Origin of the sequence: Pseudomonas sp. P108 (genome assembly GCF_032613195.1) — a bacterium.
Lineage (GTDB): Bacteria > Pseudomonadota > Gammaproteobacteria > Pseudomonadales > Pseudomonadaceae > Aquipseudomonas.
On the sequence record NZ_CP126691.1, the window covers coordinates 5,039,744 to 5,059,323 of the forward strand.

Consider the following 19,580-nt stretch of genomic DNA (forward strand, 5'->3'; position numbering starts at 1 on the left):
CTTATAGCGCAAACCCCGGATTTTCACGGGTTTACGGCAATGCGACAAATAGCGTCGCAAAGGCGCAGTTTAACTGGCCCTGCCGATTTGCGGCAGGCTGCAGAGAATAGCAACTCAACCTCGCAGCAAAGCTATAAATATGTACCGCACCTCGATCGCCATTTGCTGATTTGCTGGGCATTCCTTTCAACGCCCAAGGAATGGCCAATGAACTTGCCCGAAGGACAACAACCGGCATCCCCGCCCGACACCAACGATGCCCAACACCCTGACGATCATTACCTGCCGCTGAAGAACGCCATCCCCGATTGGCTGGGCAGTGCCTCAGTCGCTCGCCGCGAGGCACTCAAGCGTATTTCGCCGCAACGCTCGTCCCCCGTGCAATCTGCGCCCGCCACGCAACACGCACAGATGAAAAGCCTAAATGCCGCCCACATGGCCGCTCAAAGTGAGGTCGATAAAAGCCTTGAACACCTGCAAGACGCCAGCGCCTTTGCCGAACCGTTGCTCCAGGCAGAGCTGAAAAAGTGTTTCGATCTGGATCTGGATGTCAGAACCACATTTGTACGCCTGTACATTCCCGCCACCACGCCGTGGTTTCCGATAAGCACAGGCGCGCGCGTCTGGTCCGTCTCGCTGCTGGATGCCGCGCTGCATAACTTCGAGGAAAAGGAAAGCTACGCGGCAGCCTTCGAAGCCGCGTCGACCTACACCACCCGCCCCTCCTCCACAGGCCAGTTCGAAGCCCTGCCGTCGATCAAAGCCAAACTGAGCATTTCGGCGTTCGTCCAGTTGTGCCGACGGCTGGATATCGGCGCGCAGTACAAGAAAAAACTCGAAGACACGCTGGGTTTTACCGATTCGACGGTGAAGTCAGCACTGCGAAAGAAAATAGACGCCAGTGCCAAAGCCTCCATGAAAGCCGCTCTGCAATGGGCGCTAATGAACCGGGACATATCGCAAAGTTACTCTCGTCTGGTTGAAGCGATGCTTGACGGGTTGGGCGGCCTCTATGTCAAGGACGCGCCGGTACGCAGCCATGACATAACCCTGCTGGGCGCGTCGCTCACCGGAATTGTCGTGTTTGCCCCGGATCTGTACGTGTCTCGCAGCGCCGCACGGGTGGTGGCCTACGTTCCGGATGATCCCGAGCATCCCTTCAAGGAATATGCCTCAGCGGCCGAAATGGTGGTTGAACTGACACGACAACTGCGTTCGAAGGATTACCAGCAATTCTTCAGCCGATTCGTCAACCACGATCAACGGGGGGCTTTCTTCAGCACGCTGAACAGTCGACTCACGCAGATCAAGTGGCACCCCCACGAGCCAGGCAACGCGCTGCCTACATGGCGTGAAGCGCCGGTCGAGCGCCCCGATCTGCAGTCGGGGCTCGAGCCGTTCGCCGACGATCTGTGGCAGCACCTCTACCAGACCCGACTGAACAAGATCCTCAATGACGCTCAGGTCATTGCCGTTCCCACCGCAGCGGTGGACCAGAAGGCACGCTGGGCCTTCTGGGATTCGGTGGTCAACATCATCACCACGATTGCGCAGACCGCCGCACTGGTCGTCGCGCCATTCGTGCCGGTTCTGGGCGAAGCGATGATGGCGTACATGGCCTATCAGTTTCTCGACGAAGCGTTCGAAGGCATCATCGAATGGGCGCAAGGGCGTAAAACCGAAGCGTTCGAACACCTGATGGGCACAGTCGAATCGCTAGTCCAGCTCGGCACTTTCGCCGTTGGTGGTGCGATTGGCGCTGCCGAGTTTCGCAAGATATTGCCCAAGGAGATTGTCGCGTTCATCGACCGCTTCAAACCTGTGCGACTGGCCAACGAACAAACCCGCTATTGGGACCCGAACCTCGCCCGCTATCAACACACAAGCCTTCCTGATACTGGCTCAAAGGCCAGTGAGCTTGGCCTGCATCAACATCAGGGCAAGCAACTGCTGCCTCTCGACGACGCACACTTCGCCGTCAACGAAAGCTCGATTCCTGGCCAATACCGTATCGAACACCCGACCCGCGCCGACGCCTATCAACCCGTTGTGCGACACAACGGTGCCGGCGCCTGGCACACCGAACTCGAGCAACCACTGGATTGGGGCGGCGCCACTGCGCTGCAACGCATCGGGCCTTGCGTAGAGTCGTTTTCCCCCGCCGAGCGCGAGACGATTCTGCAAGTCAGCGGCGTCAACGAAGATGCCTTGCGCAAAATGCATGCTGATCAGCAAACCTTGCCGCCACTTCTGGCCGACAGCATCCAGCGCTTCAAGATCGATCAGGAACTGCAACGGCTGAGCGACCAACTCGATAGCAGCGATGCGCAAGAATACCTGCGCGTCGACCCCGTGACGCAGCTGCAACTGTTGACGGACCATGGTCGCTGGCCACGCAGCCAGCGCCTGCGTTTCATCGATCAACAGGGCGAGCTGATCTGGCAGTCCTCCGCTGACGAAACCCTGCCACTGACCGAGTTTCACCAAGAGCCCGACGGCGATGTGCTGAAGACACTGCTTGGCGCCCTGGACGAGCAGCAAACCAAAAACCTGCTCGCAGAACCCTTCAGCGGGCCAACGCATTCCGTGCAAGTGCGCAGCCAAACGCTGCGCAAGCAATTGGCCCAGCTCAGCAGACGCCACCGCACCACGCTGTTCGAATCGCGTTATCAGGCACTGCAGCGCATTGACGATCCACTGGCACAACAACTGGATCGACATCAGCCCGGCTTGCCGGCCAGCGTCACCCGCGAACTGCTCGACACGGCCACCGGCGGTGAACTGCGTCAGATCAATGATGGGCAACTGCCGGCGCGCCAGCAGGAGCTCATGCAACTGGCCAGCCAGGAGGTGCGCGTCACCCGGGCGTACGAAGGCCTGCAATTGAAAGCCACCAACAACCCCGATTCCGACTCCCTGGCGTTGCACAGCCTCAAGCTATTGCCTGGCTGGAGCGGCGATGTGCGTATCGAGATCCGCGACGCACATTACGAAGGGGCGGTGCTCGACAGCATCGGACGCGACGCTGCCCCCGCACACAAAGTGCTGGTTCGTCAGCGCGACGGCCGCTATCAACCTTACGACGATCGCGGTCAGGAACTGCATTCGGCCACTGACTTCTACTCCAGCCTGTTGTACGCATTACCGGACAGTGAACGCCAAAACCTGAACCTGCAGATCGGCCAGGCTGATGCGCTGAAAGCGGCGATCCGCGAGCGCACACTAGAGCGCAATGAGCTGCGCAGCGTGCTGTTCGATGCACCGATTCGCCAGCCTGGCGTGGACACACTGCGACTGGCCGGCTTCGCCGATCAACGGCCGACACTGCCACGGAGCCGTGACGATGCCGGCTTTTTTGAAGCCGGCGAACTCGGTGTGATCGGCATAGAAAATCAGGACAATCTGGTCACGGCAGGCCAACGAATCATCCGTCCCGAGGAGCGTGTACAGGCACTCTATCGAGGCTTCTCCAACGAAGAAGCGCGAAATTTCGTCGCTGCCTTTCAGCATGATACTGCGGCACTGAACGCGGATCTGGCCCGGCGCCACATCGAGTACAGCAAGCTCAGTGATGACCTGCGCCGATGGGAAATCGACGTACCCGCCAACCATCCGCAAAACGGTCAGCCGCTAACCTACATCGAGCGTCGGGAAGCCCTGCAGAATCGCGCCTTGCTCAGGGATGCACTGCTACGTTGCTGGCGCCGGCAAACCCGCGGCCCCGCCGGAAACATGCTGCAGATTGCGCAACCGATACTGGGCGAGTTGCCCGCACTGGAAGCGGATTTCAGTCACGTCGCCATGCTGTCGATCAATGGCAGCGTGCAAACCGGAGCAGTGGACGCGTTCCTGCAAAGTTTCCCGTCGCTGCTGTACCTGGATGCGCAAAACCTCAACCTGCCGAGCCTGCCCCAGGCTTTCACGGCCATGCCGCAATTGCGCCAGTTGATCTTGCGCAACTGCGGCATCAGCCACTCGACGGCCAACCAGGCAGTGCTTGCATCATTGTCCAACCTTTCATTGCTGGATCTGCTTGGCAATGCACTGGGGACACCTCCCGACGTCAGCGCAATACCGACGCTGCGCTACCTCAATCTATCAAACACGGGTATCGAAACCGTGCCCGCCAATCTGCTTGATCACCCGCAATTGATCACCGGCAGTTTCGATGGCAACCGGATCACGGAAATACCGGATGCCTTTTTCGACCTGGCCAGCTCCCTCAGTGACGGTTACGGTTTTGCCGACAACCCGCTGTCGGCCGCCACGCGGGAGAAAGTAAAAACATTCTATAACCACACGGGCAAGCAGTTCGGGGTACGCCAGGAGCCTGCGGATGTCTTGCGCACCACCACGTTGTTTCCTGAACTGAATGCCGACCAGGCCAGTGAGGTCCTGTACCGGCTCCCCGGCACCTGGGTTGAAGGCCGGGCCCAGCTCGCTCGCTGGGAAACCGAGCTCACCACACTGCAGACCGAACTCAGCGAATGGGTCACTCAAATACCTGCGCTCGACCCTGTGTTCAAACGGCCATTGACGCTGGAAGAACAGCTACTGGAACGCAATGCCAGAGACGCGTTCCGGCAGAGACTTGAACGGTTCTGGCGTTCCAGATCGACGACCGCCAGAGACAGCGAGCTGAGCGCAACACTGGAGTTCATTGGCGATCTGCCGGTGCTCAGCACCAACTTCGACCACGCCACCCGACTGACACTGGTGGGTAATAAAAACATCACTGCCACCCTGCCATTCATCCAGCGCTTTGATCATCTGACCACGCTGGAACTGCACGCCTTCGACCTCGAACCGATCGCGCTTGCACAGATCAGGATGCCTCACCTCAGCACACTGGAGCTCAACGATTGCGGCGTGGTGTTGACCCCGGAAAACCAGGCAACCCTGCTTTCACTCAACCACCTGCGTACGCTGGATTTGAGCAACAACCCCTTGGGCACCTTCCCCGACCTCAACCTCCTCCCGGAGCTGACTTATCTCGATCTGTCCAACTGCGGCATCAATGCAGTGCCCGACGGGGTGGCCAGCCATCTGAATCTGCGTACCGCGATTTTCAGCGATAACCGCATTAGCGAAATCCCCGATGCAGTGTTTGAGCATTCCGCCGATCAGAGTGACGGCTTCGATTTTTCCGGCAATCCCCTGTCGCTCGCCACACGCAACAAGGTCAAAAGCTATTACCGACGCATGGGCCACGACTTCAACGTACGAGCCGACGATGCTGATATTGCCCTGATGCGCCAACTGTTCCCGTCCCTGGACGAGCAAGCGGCCAGCGACGTGATCTACGATTTGCCCGGCACCCTGGCCGACAGCCGCAATCAACTGGTCGCGTGGCGGGCCGAACTCAATCAGTTGAAATCCGACCTGACCTTGTGGGCGCCACAGGTTCCGAGTGTTCACCCCGTCACAGGGCAGATCCTTACGGCGATCGAGCTGTTCGACCAGTACGCAGCCCGATCCGAGTTCGGCCAACAGCTGGAACGGTTCTGGCGCCACAGGTCAGTCGAGTCAGGCATGCGCGCGGACTATTTCGAATCCGACCTGCGATTCTTCGGTGACTTTCCCCGACTGACAGTTGATTTCACTCACGTCTCAGGCTTGAAGCTCAAAGGCAACGCCGCCATTGGTGCGCCGGAAAGGTTCTTCAATTTGTTCCTCAACACCCGTGAACTGGACCTGCAACAGTTTCCCCTGGGCGAAATCCCCCAGGCAGTGGCTCAACTGCCAGCGCTGACAGAGCTGTCGCTGAGGGACTGCGGCGTGACGCTCACCCCGGCTGACGAGCATCTGCTCGCTACGTTGAGTGACCTTGAGCTTCTCGACCTGAGCAATAACCCGCTGGCGGTGATACCCGACCTTGAGCCCCTGCCGGCCCTGCGTGACATTCTGTTGTCCAATAGCGGTATCACGGCAGTGCCCAATGGCGTCGCCAATCACCCGAGCCTGAAAAACGCCTTGTTCAACGATAACCGCATCACCGATCTGCCCGAAGCGTTTTTCAACCTCGACCTGGATCTGGCCGACGGCCTCAACCTGACCAACAACCCACTGTCTCTGGCAGCCCGCGAGCGTATCAAAACCTACTACGTCGAACATGGGCGCAACTTTGACGTTATGCCGGACATCAGCGATCTGGACTGCGCGCAAAGACTGTACCCGTGGATGGACAAGGACGATGCCAGCCACATGATCTATCACCTGCCGGGCACACTGCAGGCTGGCACTGCACAACTGCTGCGCTGGGAAGTGGAGATCAGTCAGATGATCAGCGATTTGAGTGCGTGGTCCGAACGCGCACTGACCCGTAACCCCGCGACCGGCGAGTATTGGGGCGCATCTGAACGAGCCACAGAACTGTTCAAGAAGAGACAGTTCAGTCAGCAACTGGAAGGATTCTGGCGCAGCAGGAACGTCGACAAGACAGAGCTGAGGCTGAACGCGCTTGATATCGAGGCACCTTTTGCCGATGACTTGCCAGCGCTGACGGCCGACTTCAGCCACGTTGCCCGCCTGTCCATCCAGGGCAGTAACGCCTTGAATGCCCCGGACGCCTTCCTCACCTGCTTCAGCGGATTGCAAACGCTGGAACTGCGCAATTTCGCGCTGGGTCGACTCCCTCGTGCACTGACACTTATGCCGAGCCTCGAAACGCTGACTCTGAGCAGTTGCGGGGTTGTATTCGACGCGGCGGGGCAAGCCACGCTGACCGCAATCAGCCGACTGAAGCGCCTGGACCTCTACAACAACCCTTTGGCTACAACGCCGGACGTCAGCTCGTTGCTGGCGTTGACGGAGCTGGAACTCAGCCGGACCGGCATCACCGAGGTGCCTGCCGGTGTCGGCCAATTGCCTCAGCTGCGCGGCGTCTTTCTCAACGAAAACGCCATTGTTGAGCTGCCACAAGACATGAGCGGGTTTGCCGCAAACGGCGTCGTCCTGAGGGCCAATCCGCTATCCGCTGGCGCTCGAGAACGGATAAAAACCTATTACCAGTCCAGCTATCAGAACCTTGGGGTGGCGCCGGACCAGGCGGACATCGAGCTGACTCAGAGCCTGTATCCCGGCATCAGCGAAACGGATGCCGGTCATCTGATCTATGGTCTGCCGGGGACACTGGTCGAAGGACGGACTGAATTGCTGCGTCGCCAGAGCGACCTCGCCACGCTACATGACCAACTCGATGTGTGGGCGAAGGAGGTTCCACGCGATCCGGTGACCGGTGTGAGGCTTGCGGACGAAGTGTTACGCCAGGAAAGTGCCCGGCGCACGGATTTCATGAAGCAACTGGAACAACGCTTGCGCCTGGCGCCGACGCGCATGGCCCCCATAGACGTCACACTCGAAATATCGTTTACCGGCGAGCTGCCAGCCTTAAGCGGTCGCTTCGAACAGGTCAGCAAACTGAAACTGACCAGCACAGCCCAGGTACACCCACGGGTTGAGCGTCTGCTTGAGTTGTTTCCAAACCTGAGCGAACTGGCCGTCAGCGACTATCAGCTCAACGAAATTCCCCTGCCGGTGTTGCGCATGAACAACCTTACAAGCCTGACACTGCGTCGTTGCCGTATCGCTCTGACGGAGCAAGGCGCGAATGCGCTGGCCGCCATGACCAACCTTCGCGTCCTGGATTTGAAGCACAACCCGCTGGGGCGTGCGCCGGATCTGAGAAACCTGCAGGCGTGTCATTCACTGCATCTAAGCGACACCGGACTGACTGAACTGCCCACCGGCCTTTTTGATCTGCCGCAGTTGACGTACGCAGATCTTTCCGCAAACGCCATTACCGAACTGCCCGTCCCACTGCCCTTTTCCGCAGAGGGCAGAGCAGTCACCTATGACTTCAGTAACAATCCATTAAGCCCGCAAAGCCAGCAGAGTCTGACAACCTACAACGCGGCCAATGAATTGCGACTGCTCAAGGAGCGAGAAGCGCGGACCCGATTCCACCAGGAACTCGACGACTTTGAGGGTTCAAGCTTTTCCGATGGCGAAGAACAACCCTAAGCACAGTGAGCACTGGCGAGCGTTGGCTAACCAGTACTCAGCCGCGCTCGGGCGGCACTGACGACAATTCGAACGGGCTGCTGCTGCGCCGCTGGTTGCGATCTTCCCGCGGCGTGGCACCGAAGAAATTGCGGTAGGCGCTGGAGAAATGCGGCCCCGAAGAGAAGCCACACGACAGGCCGATCTGGATGATCGACTTGCTGGTCTGCATCAACATCTGCCGGGCCTTGTTCAGGCGCAGTTCCAGGTAGTACTGGCTCGGCACACGGTTGAGGTATTGCTTGAAGATCCGTTCCAACTGACGACGGGATACGCACACGTGCTGGGCGATTTCGTCGGTGGTCAGTGGCTCTTCGATATTGGCTTCCATCAGCAACACCGCCTGGGTGAGCTTCGGATGACTGGAGCCGAGACGGTTCTGCAAGGGGATGCGCTGACGCTCACCACCCTCGCGGATGCGTTCAACCACCAGTTCTTCCGAGACGGCGCCGGCCAGTTCTGCACCGTGATCGCGAGCCAGCACCGCCAGTAACAGATCGAGCACGGACATGCCGCCACACGCGGTCAGGCGATCGCGATCCCAGTCGAACAGATGACTGGTGGCGATGACTTTCGGGAAACGCTCGGCGAAATCATCCTGCCAGCGCCAGTGCACGGCGGCGCGATAACCATCGAGCAAACCGAGTTGCGCCAACGGATAAACGCCAGCGGACAAACCGCCAATGACGGTACCCGCACGCACCAGTTGCTTTAGCGCACTGCTGAGTGCCGGGGCCAACGTGGTCGGCGGCTCGTCAGCGAGCAGGAACAGTTTCTGGAAGTTTTCGAGCTTGCCGGTCCAGGGCTCACCGGGCAATTGCCAGGCGCCTTCGGCCCCGGTTCCTGTAACGGCTTCGGCCTGCAAGAACGACAGTTCGTAAACCACGTCCGGGTGCACACGCTGAGCAACACGCAAGGCTTCCTCCGCCAGCGCCAGCGTCAACGCTTTAGTGCTGGGCCAAATCAGGAAACCAATTCGATGGGCAGTCATGGGCGAGCGATCCGAAACGAAGAACAGTGATGAAGGCATGGGCCAATGCTAGCCCGTAAATGAACACAAATCTTGAAACTGCGCAGATCAAATGTAGGAGTGAGCCTGCTCGCGATGGCGGTGAAACAGTCAACATTATTACTGTCTGAACCACCGCTTTCGCGAGCAGGCTCACTCCTACAAGGGATTTTGGTCAGTCTCTAAGTCGCGAAGCATGACCTAATTTGGTGCATAACGGCAGCGATTACTTGAGACTGCCCGAGAGGAATTGTTGCAAACGTTCCGATTGCGGATTAACCAGCACTTCACGCGGGTTGCCGCTTTCTTCAACAACACCTTTGTGCAGGAACACCAACTGGTTCGACACTTCACGGGCAAAGCCCATTTCGTGCGTGACCACAACCATGGTGCGACCTTCCTGCGCCAGCGCTTGCATCACCTTCAGCACGTCGCCGACCAGTTCCGGGTCGAGCGCCGAGGTTGGTTCGTCGAACAGCATCACTTCCGGTTCCATCGCCAGCGCACGGGCAATCGCCACACGTTGCTGCTCGCCACCGGACATGTGCCCCGGGAACGCGTCTTTACGATGGGCCACACCGACCTTGTTCAGGTAGTACTCGGCTTTTTCGCGGGCTTCGTACTTGGGTACGCCCAGTACGTGAACCGGCGCTTCCATGATGTTTTCAATAGCAGTCATGTGCGACCACAGGTTGAAATGCTGGAACACCATCGACAGGCGCGAACGCATGCGCTGCAGCTGTTTCGGATCAGCGGCTTTCAGCGCGCCGTCCTTGTTCGCCACCAGTTTCAGCTCTTCGTTGTTGAGCAGAATCTTGCCCGCGTGCGGCTGCTCGAGCAGGTTGATGCAGCGCAGGAAAGTACTTTTGCCGGAGCCACTGGAGCCGATGATGCTGATCACATCGCCGGCTGCCGCTTTCAGGGACACGCCCTTGAGCACTTCGTGACTGCCATAGCGTTTATGCAGGTCTTGGACTTCAAGTTTGTACATGCGGTCGGTTCTCACAAAAACAGTCAGTCAGTCGTTGAGCAAGCGCCCGTGACGCAGCGCTTCGCGCCCCGCCACCTTGGCCAGCCAGAAACCGGGTTGGGCATAACGCAGCCGTTCAATGGCAAACAGCACCCCGGAGGTACCAGCACACACCGTGCTGACCCGATCGGACAGAGGATCAATCACTTCAAAAATCTCGTCGCCCGCCTCGACCCATTCGCCGGGCTTGCGCAGAAAACTTACGACGCCCGGATGCGGCGCGAGCAGCAACTCGGTGCCTTCGAACGGCATGCCTTCACACGCTTCATGCGCCGGGTTCGGCCACTCACCGGTGATCAAACCTTGCTCGGCGAGGAACGCGAGAATGCCTTCAGCATACGCGCAGGCTTCGGCGCGACCGGTATCGGCCTGACCGCCCAGCTCAATGGTCGTCGCCAGACACGCCAGCGGAATCTGCGCATCGGGAAACTGCCGCGACAGACGCAACCACGGCAGCGAGCAGGCTTCATCGAACGAGCTGCCGCCGGAATCTTCCGCGAGCAATCCGACCTTCACATTCAGGTGCGCCGCCAACGAACGCCACTGCGGCCAGTGCTGTGGCAATGCGTACATGTGCAACGCGGCTTCGGCATCGCAATGCAGATCGAGCACTACATCAGCGGTGCAGGCATGGCTGAGCAACACACGTTGCATGCCTTGCAACTGGCTGCTCGCTTCCGGCAATGCCGCCAAGTGATCAGCCATCGCCTGACGGATCAGGCGCACATTGGCGTGCGGATCATCACCGAGGCTCTCAGCCAATGCCGCCGCAACCGGCGCACTCAGCTCGACGAAATCACGGTTGAAATTCTTGCCGCTGCCCGCTTCGAAACGGCCCTGGTGATTGCCTTGCAGCAACTGCCCGAGACCCATCGGGTTGGCGACTGGCACCAGTTCGACGACACCGTTGAGCAAGCCTTTGGCTTCGAGTTCGCCGAGGCGCTTTTTCAGCTCCCAGGCGGTGCGCATGCCCGGCAATTCGTCAGCATGGAGGCTGGCCTGAATGTAGGCCTTGCGCTCGCCATGGCCGAAGCGAAAGACCGAAATCTTGCGCTCGCTGCCGAGGTGGCTCCACGGCAATACGTGGTCGATGCGTTCCATATCAATGCTTCCGCGGGGCCAGGTAGCTCAACCAGCGACGCTCGGCCAGTTTGAACAGCTTGACCAGAATGAACGTCAGGCACAGGTAGAACACACCAGCGGTGATGTACGCCTCGAACGGCAGATAGAACTGCGCGTTGACGGTACGTGCCGCGCCAGTGATGTCGATCAAGGTGACGATGGAGGCCAGACTGGTGGTCTGCAGCATCATGATCACTTCGTTGCTGTACTGCGGCAGCGCCCGGCGCAGGGCCGATGGCAGCAGGATGCGCTTGTACAGTTTGAAGCGCGACATGCCCATGGCCTTGGCCGCTTCGATCTCACCGTTCGGCGTGGCCTTGAGGCTGCCGGCGATGATCTCGGCGGTGTAAGCGCTCGTGTTGACCGCAAAGGCCAGGCACGCGCAGAACGTTGCGCTGGACAGCCATGGCCACAAGAAGCTTTCGCGGACCGCTTCAAACTGCGCCAGACCGTAGTAGATCAGGAACAGTTGCACCAGCATCGGCGTGCCACGGATCACGTAGGTGTAAAGCCACGCGGCGCCGTTGACGACCGGGTTCTTCGAGACGCGCATCAGCCCCAGCGGCAGGGCCGCGAGCAGACCGAAAAACAGCGACAGCGCGAGCAGTTTGAGGGTGGTCAGCAGGCCGCCGAGGTACAGCGGCATGGCCTCCCAAATGACGTTGTAGTCGAAGATCATAGATCAGCCGCCCTTACGCCTACCGAGTAGCGCTTCTCAAGTTGACGCAGGATCAGCAACGAAACACTGGTGATCACCAGGTACATCGCCGCCACTGCGAGGAAGAAGGTGAAAGGCTCGCGGGTGGCATCTGCCGCCTGCTTGGCCTTGAACATCATGTCTTGCAGACCGACCACGGAAATCAGCGCGGTCGCCTTGGTCAGTACCAGCCAGTTGTTGGTGAAGCCCGGAATCGCCAGACGAATCATCTGCGGCACCATCACCCGGAAGAACACCTGAAAACTGCTCATGCCGTACGCCATGCCGGCTTCGGCCTGACCTTTGGGAATGGCCATGAACGCGCCACGGAAGGTTTCCGACAGGTACGCACCGAAGATGAAACCGAGGGTGCCGATACCGGCGGCCAGCGGATTCAAATCGATGTAGTCGTCATAACCGAGCATCGGTGCGACACGGTTGAGCAAGTCCTGACCGCCGTAGAAGATCAGCAGGATCAGCACCAGATCGGGAATCCCGCGGATCACCGTGGAATACAGATCGCCCAGCCAGGCCAGCCAGCGCACCGGCGACAGGCGCAACGCGACACCGATCAGCCCGAGAACGATGGCCAGAGCCATGGACGACAAGGCGAGCTGAAGCGTCAGCCATGCGCCATCGAGGATGACAGCCCCGTAGCCTTTCAACATGATTCAGGTCCTCGAAAGTTGGGATGAAAAAATGGCGCAAACCGCAGAGATCCTGTTGCTTGCGCCATTTCGGACTTGTCGCAGAGACGTGTTACTTGCCGTAGATATCGAAGGCGAAGTACTTGTCCTGGATTGCTTTGTATTTGCCGTTTTCGCGGATGGCCGCGATGGCAGCGTTGATCTTGTCTTTCAGGGCGTCGCCCTTGCGCACTGCAATGCCTACGCCGTCGCCGAAGTATTTGACGTCGGTGAACGCTGGACCTGCAAACGCGAAGCCTTTGCCGGCGTCGGTGTTGAGGAAACCGTCTTGCAGCAGGGTGGCGTCAGCCACGGTGCCGTCGAGGCGACCGGCGGCCACGTCGAGGTAGATTTCGTTCTGCGAGCCGTACGGCTTGATCTCGGCACCCAGTGGCGCGAGGACTTCGCGGGCGAAACGCTCGTGGATCGAACCACGTTGCACGCCGATGTTCTTGCCCTTCAGCTCAGCCAGACCTTCGCTGACCTGAGTACCGGCCTTCATCACCAGACGTGCCGGGGTGTTGTAGTACTTGTTGGTGAAGTCGACCGACTTCTTGCGGTCTTCAGTGATCGACATCGACGACAGGATCGCGTCGATCTTGCGCACTTTCAGTGCCGGGATCAGACCGTCGAACTCTTGCTCGACCCACACACACTTGACCTGCATCTGCTCGCACAGAGCGTTGCCGATGTCGTAGTCGAAACCGACGATGCTGCCATCCGGCGCTTTCGAGGCGAACGGAGGGTAAGCCGCTTCGATACCGATCTTCAGAGGTTTTTCGTCAGCGAAGGCGTTCATCGACAGCACGGACAGTGCCAGGGCGCCAAGCAGCACAAGTTTCTTCATCTTGGGACTCCATCGGTAAAGGGCAAAAACGGCAGAGTGAGCGACAGCCCAATATGCGAATGGGTGAATCGGGAAATCGGTTGCTGCATCGGTGGGAAATTTCCCATTGAAACCGAAGGAGGTTTCAACGTCAGCCACGATGAGCGAGTGATCGGCATTCTAACGACAGGCCGGAAGCCGATATTTCTTCAATGCGACAACTAATTACAGATGCACAGAGAAAGCGACTTTGGCGCATTGACAGCCCTGCAATTTCATGCAAGAGCGAGAGACAGTGAACCGATCTATGCTGCAAATTGCGGGCCTATTATTCGCAAACCCTTCTAATCCGGCAAGCGCAGCGTTGTGTCTTATTTTTCACTGGGGGTTTAGAGGCTCTAAAACGGGGCGATGCGTTTCCCTTCGCCCCGCTCCGGGGCGGGCGGTTACACATTCGGTTACGTGGAAGGTGTTGGGTAACAGCGGGAAATGTCTTACGGGGGAGATCGATAATTATTGGTTGGTCGGGTCTGCGTTCCGACAGCGGACTACACCAGCGCCTGACAAATTGCCTTCGCGAGCAGGCTCGCTCCCACAGGGATCTGCATTTTGCCTGAAGGTACTCGGTCAAACTGTGGGAGCGAGCCTGCTCGCGAAGAGGCCAGCCCAACCACCACAAAACCCCCAGACACAAAAAAGCCCCGCCCGGCAAAACCGGACGGGGCTTTCTTCTTCTCAGACCTGCTACTTAAGCAACATTCATGGTCTTGTGCGTATCAATCAAATGCTGCACCACACCCGGATCCGCCAGGGTCGAGATATCCCCCAACCCGTCATATTCCGCCGTGGCAATCTTGCGCAGAATCCGGCGCATGATCTTGCCCGAGCGCGTCTTCGGCAGCCCCGGTGCCCACTGGATCACGTCCGGCGACGCAATCGGCCCGATCTCCTTGCGCACCCAGTTCTTCAGCTCCAGACGCAACTGCTCGGTCGGCTCTTCGCCATTCTTCAACGTGACATAGACATAAATGCCCTGCCCCTTGATGTCATGCGGCACACCCACCACCGCCGCCTCAGCGACTTTCGGATGCGCAACCATCGCACTCTCGATCTCGGCCGTACCCATACGGTGGCCGGACACGTTGAGCACGTCATCGACACGCCCGGTGATCCAGTAGTAACCATCGGCATCACGACGCGCGCCGTCACCGGTGAAATACATGCCCCGGAAAGTCTTGAAGTAGGTATCAACGAAACGATCGTGATCGCCGTACAGCGTGCGCGCCTGACCTGGCCACGAATCGAGAATCACCAGATTGCCTTCAGCCTCGCCCTCGATAATGTTACCGAGGTTGTCGACCAGCGCCGGCACCACACCAAAGAACGGACGCGCCGCCGAACCCGGCTTCAGCGCGTGCGCACCCGGCAACGGGCTCATCATGTTGCCGCCGGTTTCGGTCTGCCACCAGGTATCGACGATCGGGCAACGCGACTTGCCGACATTCTTGTAATACCAGTCCCACGCTTCCGGGTTGATCGGCTCGCCCACGGAACCGAGCAGGCGCAGGCTACTGCCATCCGCGCCTTCAACAGCAGCCTGACCCGAGGCCATCATCGCGCGGATCGCGGTCGGTGCGGTGTAGAGGATGTTGACCTTGTGCTTGTCGACGATCTTCGCCACCCGGGTGATGTCCGGATAGTTCGGCACGCCTTCGAACAGCAGCGTGGTCGCGCCATTCGCCAGCGGGCCGTAGACAATGTAGCTGTGGCCGGTGACCCAGCCGACGTCGGCGGTGCACCAGTAGACTTCGCCCGGACGGTAATCGAACACGCGCTCGTGGGTCATCGCCGCGTACAGCAGATAACCGCCAGTGGTGTGTTGCACGCCCTTCGGCTTGCCGGTCGAACCGGAGGTATAAAGGATGAACAGCGCTTCTTCCGCGCCCATCTCTTTCGGCGCGCAAACGGTGCCCGCCACTTTCATCAGGTCTTCGTACCAGATGTCGCGATGCTGGTTCCACTTGATGTCGCCACCGGTGCGCTTGCAGACGATGACTTTCTGGATGCTGCTGGTTTCCGGATTGGTCAGTGCGTCGTCGACGTTGGCCTTGAGGGAAATCTTCTTGCCGGCACGAATACCTTCGTCAGCGGTGATCACCACTTTCGATTTGCAGTCGATGATGCGACCGGCCAGGGCTTCCGGCGAGAAACCGCCGAACACCACCGAGTGAATCGCACCGATCCGGGTGCAGGCCAGCATGGCGACCACGGCTTCGGGAATCATCGGCATATAAATGGTCACCACGTCGCCGCGGTGTACGTCCTGACCACGCAGGGCGTTGGCCAGTTTGCAGACTTGTTCGTGCAGTTCGCGGTAGGTGATGTTGCGGCTCTCGGAAGGATCGTCACCTTCCCAGATGATCGCGATTTGATCGCCGCGCTCGGCCAGATGACGGTCGAGGCAGTTGTAGGAAACGTTCAGGGTGCCGTCGGCAAACCACTTGATGTCGACATGGTGATCGTCGAACGACGTCTGTTTCACCGTGGTGAAAGGCTTGATCCAGTCCAGACGCTGGGCTTGCTCGCGCCAGAAGCCGTCCGGGTTGACGACCGACTGCTGGTACATGGCTTTGTAGGTCGCCTCGTCAGTCAGCGTGTTTGCCAGAACCTCGGGACGAACGGGATACAGAGAAGCCGCACTCATCTTTCCTACCTCGGTGTAATAGTTGTTTTTGTATGACCCTGTTGTAACGGGGCGGGGGCCATAGAACCATTCGACGATGGTAGTAACAAGCCCCTACAAAACATCCAGATACCCGTAACGCGGCCCTTACACCGATCCTCCAAACATCCCCAATTCCCTGTGGGAGCTTGCCTGCAAGCGAATCAGACACCTCGGTCCCCCAGGCAAATCACCCGCCCAGCAATCCAGTCACCACCCCATCTCAAGCGATTGTTACCAAATCTGCCAAAGGTGTTTATCAAAACCCGCTCTGTTTACCCCCGCCCCATCTCCCTAAAATTCACCTCGCCAACAAGGCAAACGCGATTAACAACGATACAGCCCCCACGAAGGCCGTTAATCCAGCTCTCAAGTAATAACTGCAAACGATGAAGTTACACACGCAACCCCATAAAGGTTGCGTGACCCCACTCGACCTCAAAAAGGTAAATCCGAATGAAAGCTTTATTGGTTCTGGCCCTCAGCAGTCTGTGCGCAACCGCCATGGCAGATGAGATCCCGACTGATGTCGCACAGCAACAACCGGTTATCGAGGAATACACTTACTCCACTCACCTGGACATCGCCAACGTTGTATCGATGAGTGAAATTCCCAACGTCTGCGAAGTAGTACCGGCAAAAATGGAGTACGACGACTCCAAAGGTCAGCGCCACATCCTGCGCTACAGCGTCATGGGCAACGGCTGCACCAATTGATGATTCGAGACTGCACCGAATTGGATCTCTCAGCGCTTCATTGAGGGTCGATTCCAGCCCGACTTCGGTCGGGCTCAGTTGTGTTTGAAGTCATCAAAAATGCTTGCAAACCACTAGATGTAGTGAAAAACCGGTTTTTTTGTTCGTTTTTTGAGCAAATCGACAATTGCGAGATTTTTGCGAAAAAAAATCTATCCCCGGCAAAGCCCTGTAAACCCTCACTCTCGTCGAAAAACCACCCTCCTCGACCGCTCCATGCGCGGATTCGCCTCAGCACAGCCGTGTTTTTTTCCCTATAATGCCGCCCCATACGGGTCAGCAATATTCCCTTACAGGGAGCAAAAGCCATTCTGAAGCCCCGCAGCAGCGTTCAACGCTGATTGCGCCCATCAGAGGCTCTCGGAACCCGTCAAAATTTCTGTTTATTTGCCTGCGTGCATCGCTGCAAAAAACGACATCCAACGCGGTCTGTACGACCGTGTGAAAAACCAACCAATCAGGTTTCACACGGGCACAGGCCCTCACGCAGGAGACGACACGTCATGCTGAGCTGGGACGAATTCGACAAAGAAGACAGTGAAGTAGCAACCGTGAAAGGCGCCAACGCCGGCCACGCTACTGAAGCCAACATGGACCGCCTCGACAACGCCGGCGGCGCCGCAGCGCTGGAAGCCCGCGCCGTGACCGCCGACGACTCGGCCGCTGTCGCCCGCGCCAAGGCTGCACTGAACTCCCTCGACGTTGCCGAAGGCCTCGCCGAACTCGAAGGCGCCTCCGCCCGTGTCGCCGTTGACGAAAAGCGCATGATCAACTGCCGCGCCGACCTCAACCAACTCGTGCCATTCAAGTACGACTGGGCCTGGCAGAAATATCTGGACGGTTGCGCAAACCACTGGATGCCGCAAGAAGTCAACATGACCGCCGACATCGCCCTCTGGAAAGACCCGGAAGGCCTGACCGACGACGAGCGCCGCATCGTCATGCGCAACCTCGGCTTCTTCTCCACCGCCGACTCCCTGGTTGCCAACAACCTGGTACTGGCCGTGTACCGCCTGATCACCAACCCGGAATGCCGCCAGTACATCCTGCGCCAGGCTTTCGAAGAAGCGATCCACACCCACGCCTACCAGTACTGCATCGAATCGCTGGCCATGGATGAAGGCGAAATCTTCAACATGTACCACGAGATCCCATCGGTCGCGAAAAAAGCCGCCTGGGGCCTGAAGTACACCCGTTCGATCTCCGATCCGAAGTTCGAAACCGGCACCCCAGACACCGATAAAGAGCTGCTGCGCAACCTGATCGCCTACTACTGCGTTCTGGAAGGCATCTTCTTCTACTGCGGCTTCACCCAAATCCTCTCCATGGGCCGCCGCAACAAAATGACCGGCGTCGCCGAGCAGTTCCAATACATCCTGCGCGACGAATCCATGCACCTGAACTTCGGCATCGACGTGATCAACCAGATCAAAATCGAAAACCCGCATTTGTGGGATGCTGAGATGAAGGAAGAAGCGACCCAGATGATTCTGCAGGGTACGCAGCTGGAGATCGAATACGCACGTGACACCATGCCTCGCGGGGTGTTGGGTATGAACGCGGCGATGATGGAGGACTACCTGAAGTTCATCGCTAACCGTCGTTTGTCGCAGATCGGCCTCAAAGAGGAATATCCAGGGACGACTAACCCGTTCCCTTGGATGAGCGAGATTATGGACTTGAAGAAAGAGAAGAATTTCTTTGAGACTCGCGTGATCGAATACCAAACTGGTGGTGCGTTGAGCTGGGACTAATAGTCTCGCTCGGCACGATTTGACGATTGCGGTTTGAGTCGGCAAGTCGAGAAAGCAAAAAGCCCCGATCTGATCGGGGCTTTTTTATGGGCGATAGGTGAACCTTTTTACGCCTACGCCACAGCGTTCAATCTCCTACAGCACTTACAGTCGCTTCCCATTGAAGCCTGCCACGAGCACTACTAAGCTCTATCGCAGGTGCCTAAGAAACGCCCAACGTAGAAAGCTTGGTCAGTGACACAGACGTGTAATTCGTCGGTGGCAACTGCTCTGCTCGTTGGGATTTCTTACGTCCGCTCTACGTTGGGTCAGGCCCTCCCAAAATTCCAAAACGTAGAGGTCATAGATATGTCTAATCCATGCTCGGTAACCGTCTTCTCTCGCCACAACCTTTCTCTGCATGCCCTTCTACTCGAAAACCAGCCATGGTTCTCCGCCCGGGATGTTGGCCGTTTGATGGGCTTCCATCTGAATGATCGGGTGGTCAATAAGTTAGATATCGATCAACGCCGCGTCATGTGGATTGAGTACTTTCGAGAACCAGAACAGCATCTGATGCTTAGTGAATCCGGGGTTTATGCGCTGTTGGTGTATCACTACGTACCGGGGAATCGGTTGTTGCGTGAGTGGCTGACCAATGAGGTAGTGCCGACCTTGCGCGATGCGCAGGATTCGGGAAATTCAAATCGGCCAATGTTGAGTTTGTTGGATTGGCCGGAGATGTCTTTGAGTTTGTTGCATTGGCAGGATGAGGGGTGGATTCGGCTGCGGGATATGCCTTCCCTGTTAAACGATCGAAATCCACGACGAGCTTCTCTAGAGAAACCCTGGTGGCGGAGGGTTACGCAGGTGTTCCAGTCCTCGAAGCACTCGATGGGTTAGGAACAAGTTTGTAGGACCGCGCAGGATTCGTCGCT

At 58.2% G+C, this 19,580-nt stretch carries 11 protein-coding genes; 4 read left to right on the forward strand and 7 right to left on the reverse strand.

What is annotated here, in order from left to right; all coding sequences use genetic code 11:
* Positions 1–207 precede the first annotated feature (207 nt).
* Positions 208–8,022 carry a dermonecrotic toxin domain-containing protein gene (locus QOM10_RS22180; protein WP_316916942.1) on the forward strand — a complete coding sequence of 2,605 codons (7,815 nt, stop codon included), beginning with the start codon at positions 208–210 and terminating at the stop codon, positions 8,020–8,022.
* 37 nt (positions 8,023–8,059) lie between these two features.
* Here QOM10_RS22180 and QOM10_RS22185 read toward each other — a convergent pair whose 3' ends face one another.
* The 7 genes from QOM10_RS22185 to acs form a co-directional block, all read right to left on the reverse strand.
* Positions 8,060–9,052 carry a GlxA family transcriptional regulator gene (locus QOM10_RS22185; RefSeq protein WP_177413875.1) on the reverse strand — a complete coding sequence of 331 codons (993 nt, stop codon included), beginning with the start codon at positions 9,050–9,052 and terminating at the stop codon, positions 8,060–8,062.
* A gap of 244 nt (positions 9,053–9,296) precedes the next feature.
* Positions 9,297–10,061, reverse strand: a complete 765-nt coding sequence (locus QOM10_RS22190; protein ID WP_007912705.1) for an ABC transporter ATP-binding protein — start codon at positions 10,059–10,061, stop codon at positions 9,297–9,299.
* A 27-nt stretch (positions 10,062–10,088) separates the two neighbouring features.
* Entirely contained in the window at positions 10,089–11,201 is a 1,113-nt protein-coding gene (locus QOM10_RS22195) for a M14 family metallopeptidase (protein ID WP_316916943.1), read from the reverse strand.
* A gap of 1 nt (position 11,202) precedes the next feature.
* On the reverse strand, positions 11,203–11,901 hold the full coding sequence (locus QOM10_RS22200; RefSeq protein WP_007912703.1) for an ABC transporter permease: 699 nt from the start codon (positions 11,899–11,901) through the stop codon (positions 11,203–11,205).
* Positions 11,898–12,587 carry an ABC transporter permease gene (locus tag QOM10_RS22205; protein WP_007912702.1) on the reverse strand — a complete coding sequence of 230 codons (690 nt, stop codon included), beginning with the start codon at positions 12,585–12,587 and terminating at the stop codon, positions 11,898–11,900. The genes QOM10_RS22200 and QOM10_RS22205 overlap by 4 nt, the downstream gene beginning before the upstream one ends.
* Positions 12,588–12,678: 91 nt before the next feature.
* Complete coding sequence (locus QOM10_RS22210) at positions 12,679–13,452, reverse strand: ABC transporter substrate-binding protein (RefSeq protein WP_038366516.1); 774 nt, start codon at positions 13,450–13,452, stop codon at positions 12,679–12,681.
* A gap of 727 nt (positions 13,453–14,179) precedes the next feature.
* A complete protein-coding gene (gene acs / locus QOM10_RS22215; RefSeq protein WP_316916944.1) occupies positions 14,180–16,135 on the reverse strand; it encodes an acetate--CoA ligase in 1,956 nt (651 codons plus the stop codon).
* A gap of 474 nt (positions 16,136–16,609) precedes the next feature.
* On the opposite strand from acs, the gene QOM10_RS22220 reads away from it, so the two are divergent.
* From QOM10_RS22220 to QOM10_RS22230, 3 genes are all read left to right on the forward strand, one after another.
* Positions 16,610–16,870, forward strand: coding sequence for a DUF2790 domain-containing protein (locus QOM10_RS22220; RefSeq protein WP_316916945.1), 261 nt, complete (start codon positions 16,610–16,612; stop codon positions 16,868–16,870).
* Positions 16,871–17,412: 542 nt separating this feature from the next.
* Positions 17,413–18,663 (forward strand): ribonucleotide-diphosphate reductase subunit beta, encoded by a 1,251-nt coding sequence (locus QOM10_RS22225; RefSeq protein ID WP_122662771.1) that lies wholly within the window; start codon positions 17,413–17,415, stop codon positions 18,661–18,663.
* Between the two features lie 348 nt (positions 18,664–19,011).
* Positions 19,012–19,545 carry a Bro-N domain-containing protein gene (locus tag QOM10_RS22230; RefSeq protein ID WP_134176795.1) on the forward strand — a complete coding sequence of 178 codons (534 nt, stop codon included), beginning with the start codon at positions 19,012–19,014 and terminating at the stop codon, positions 19,543–19,545.
* Positions 19,546–19,580: the final 35 nt, after the last annotated feature.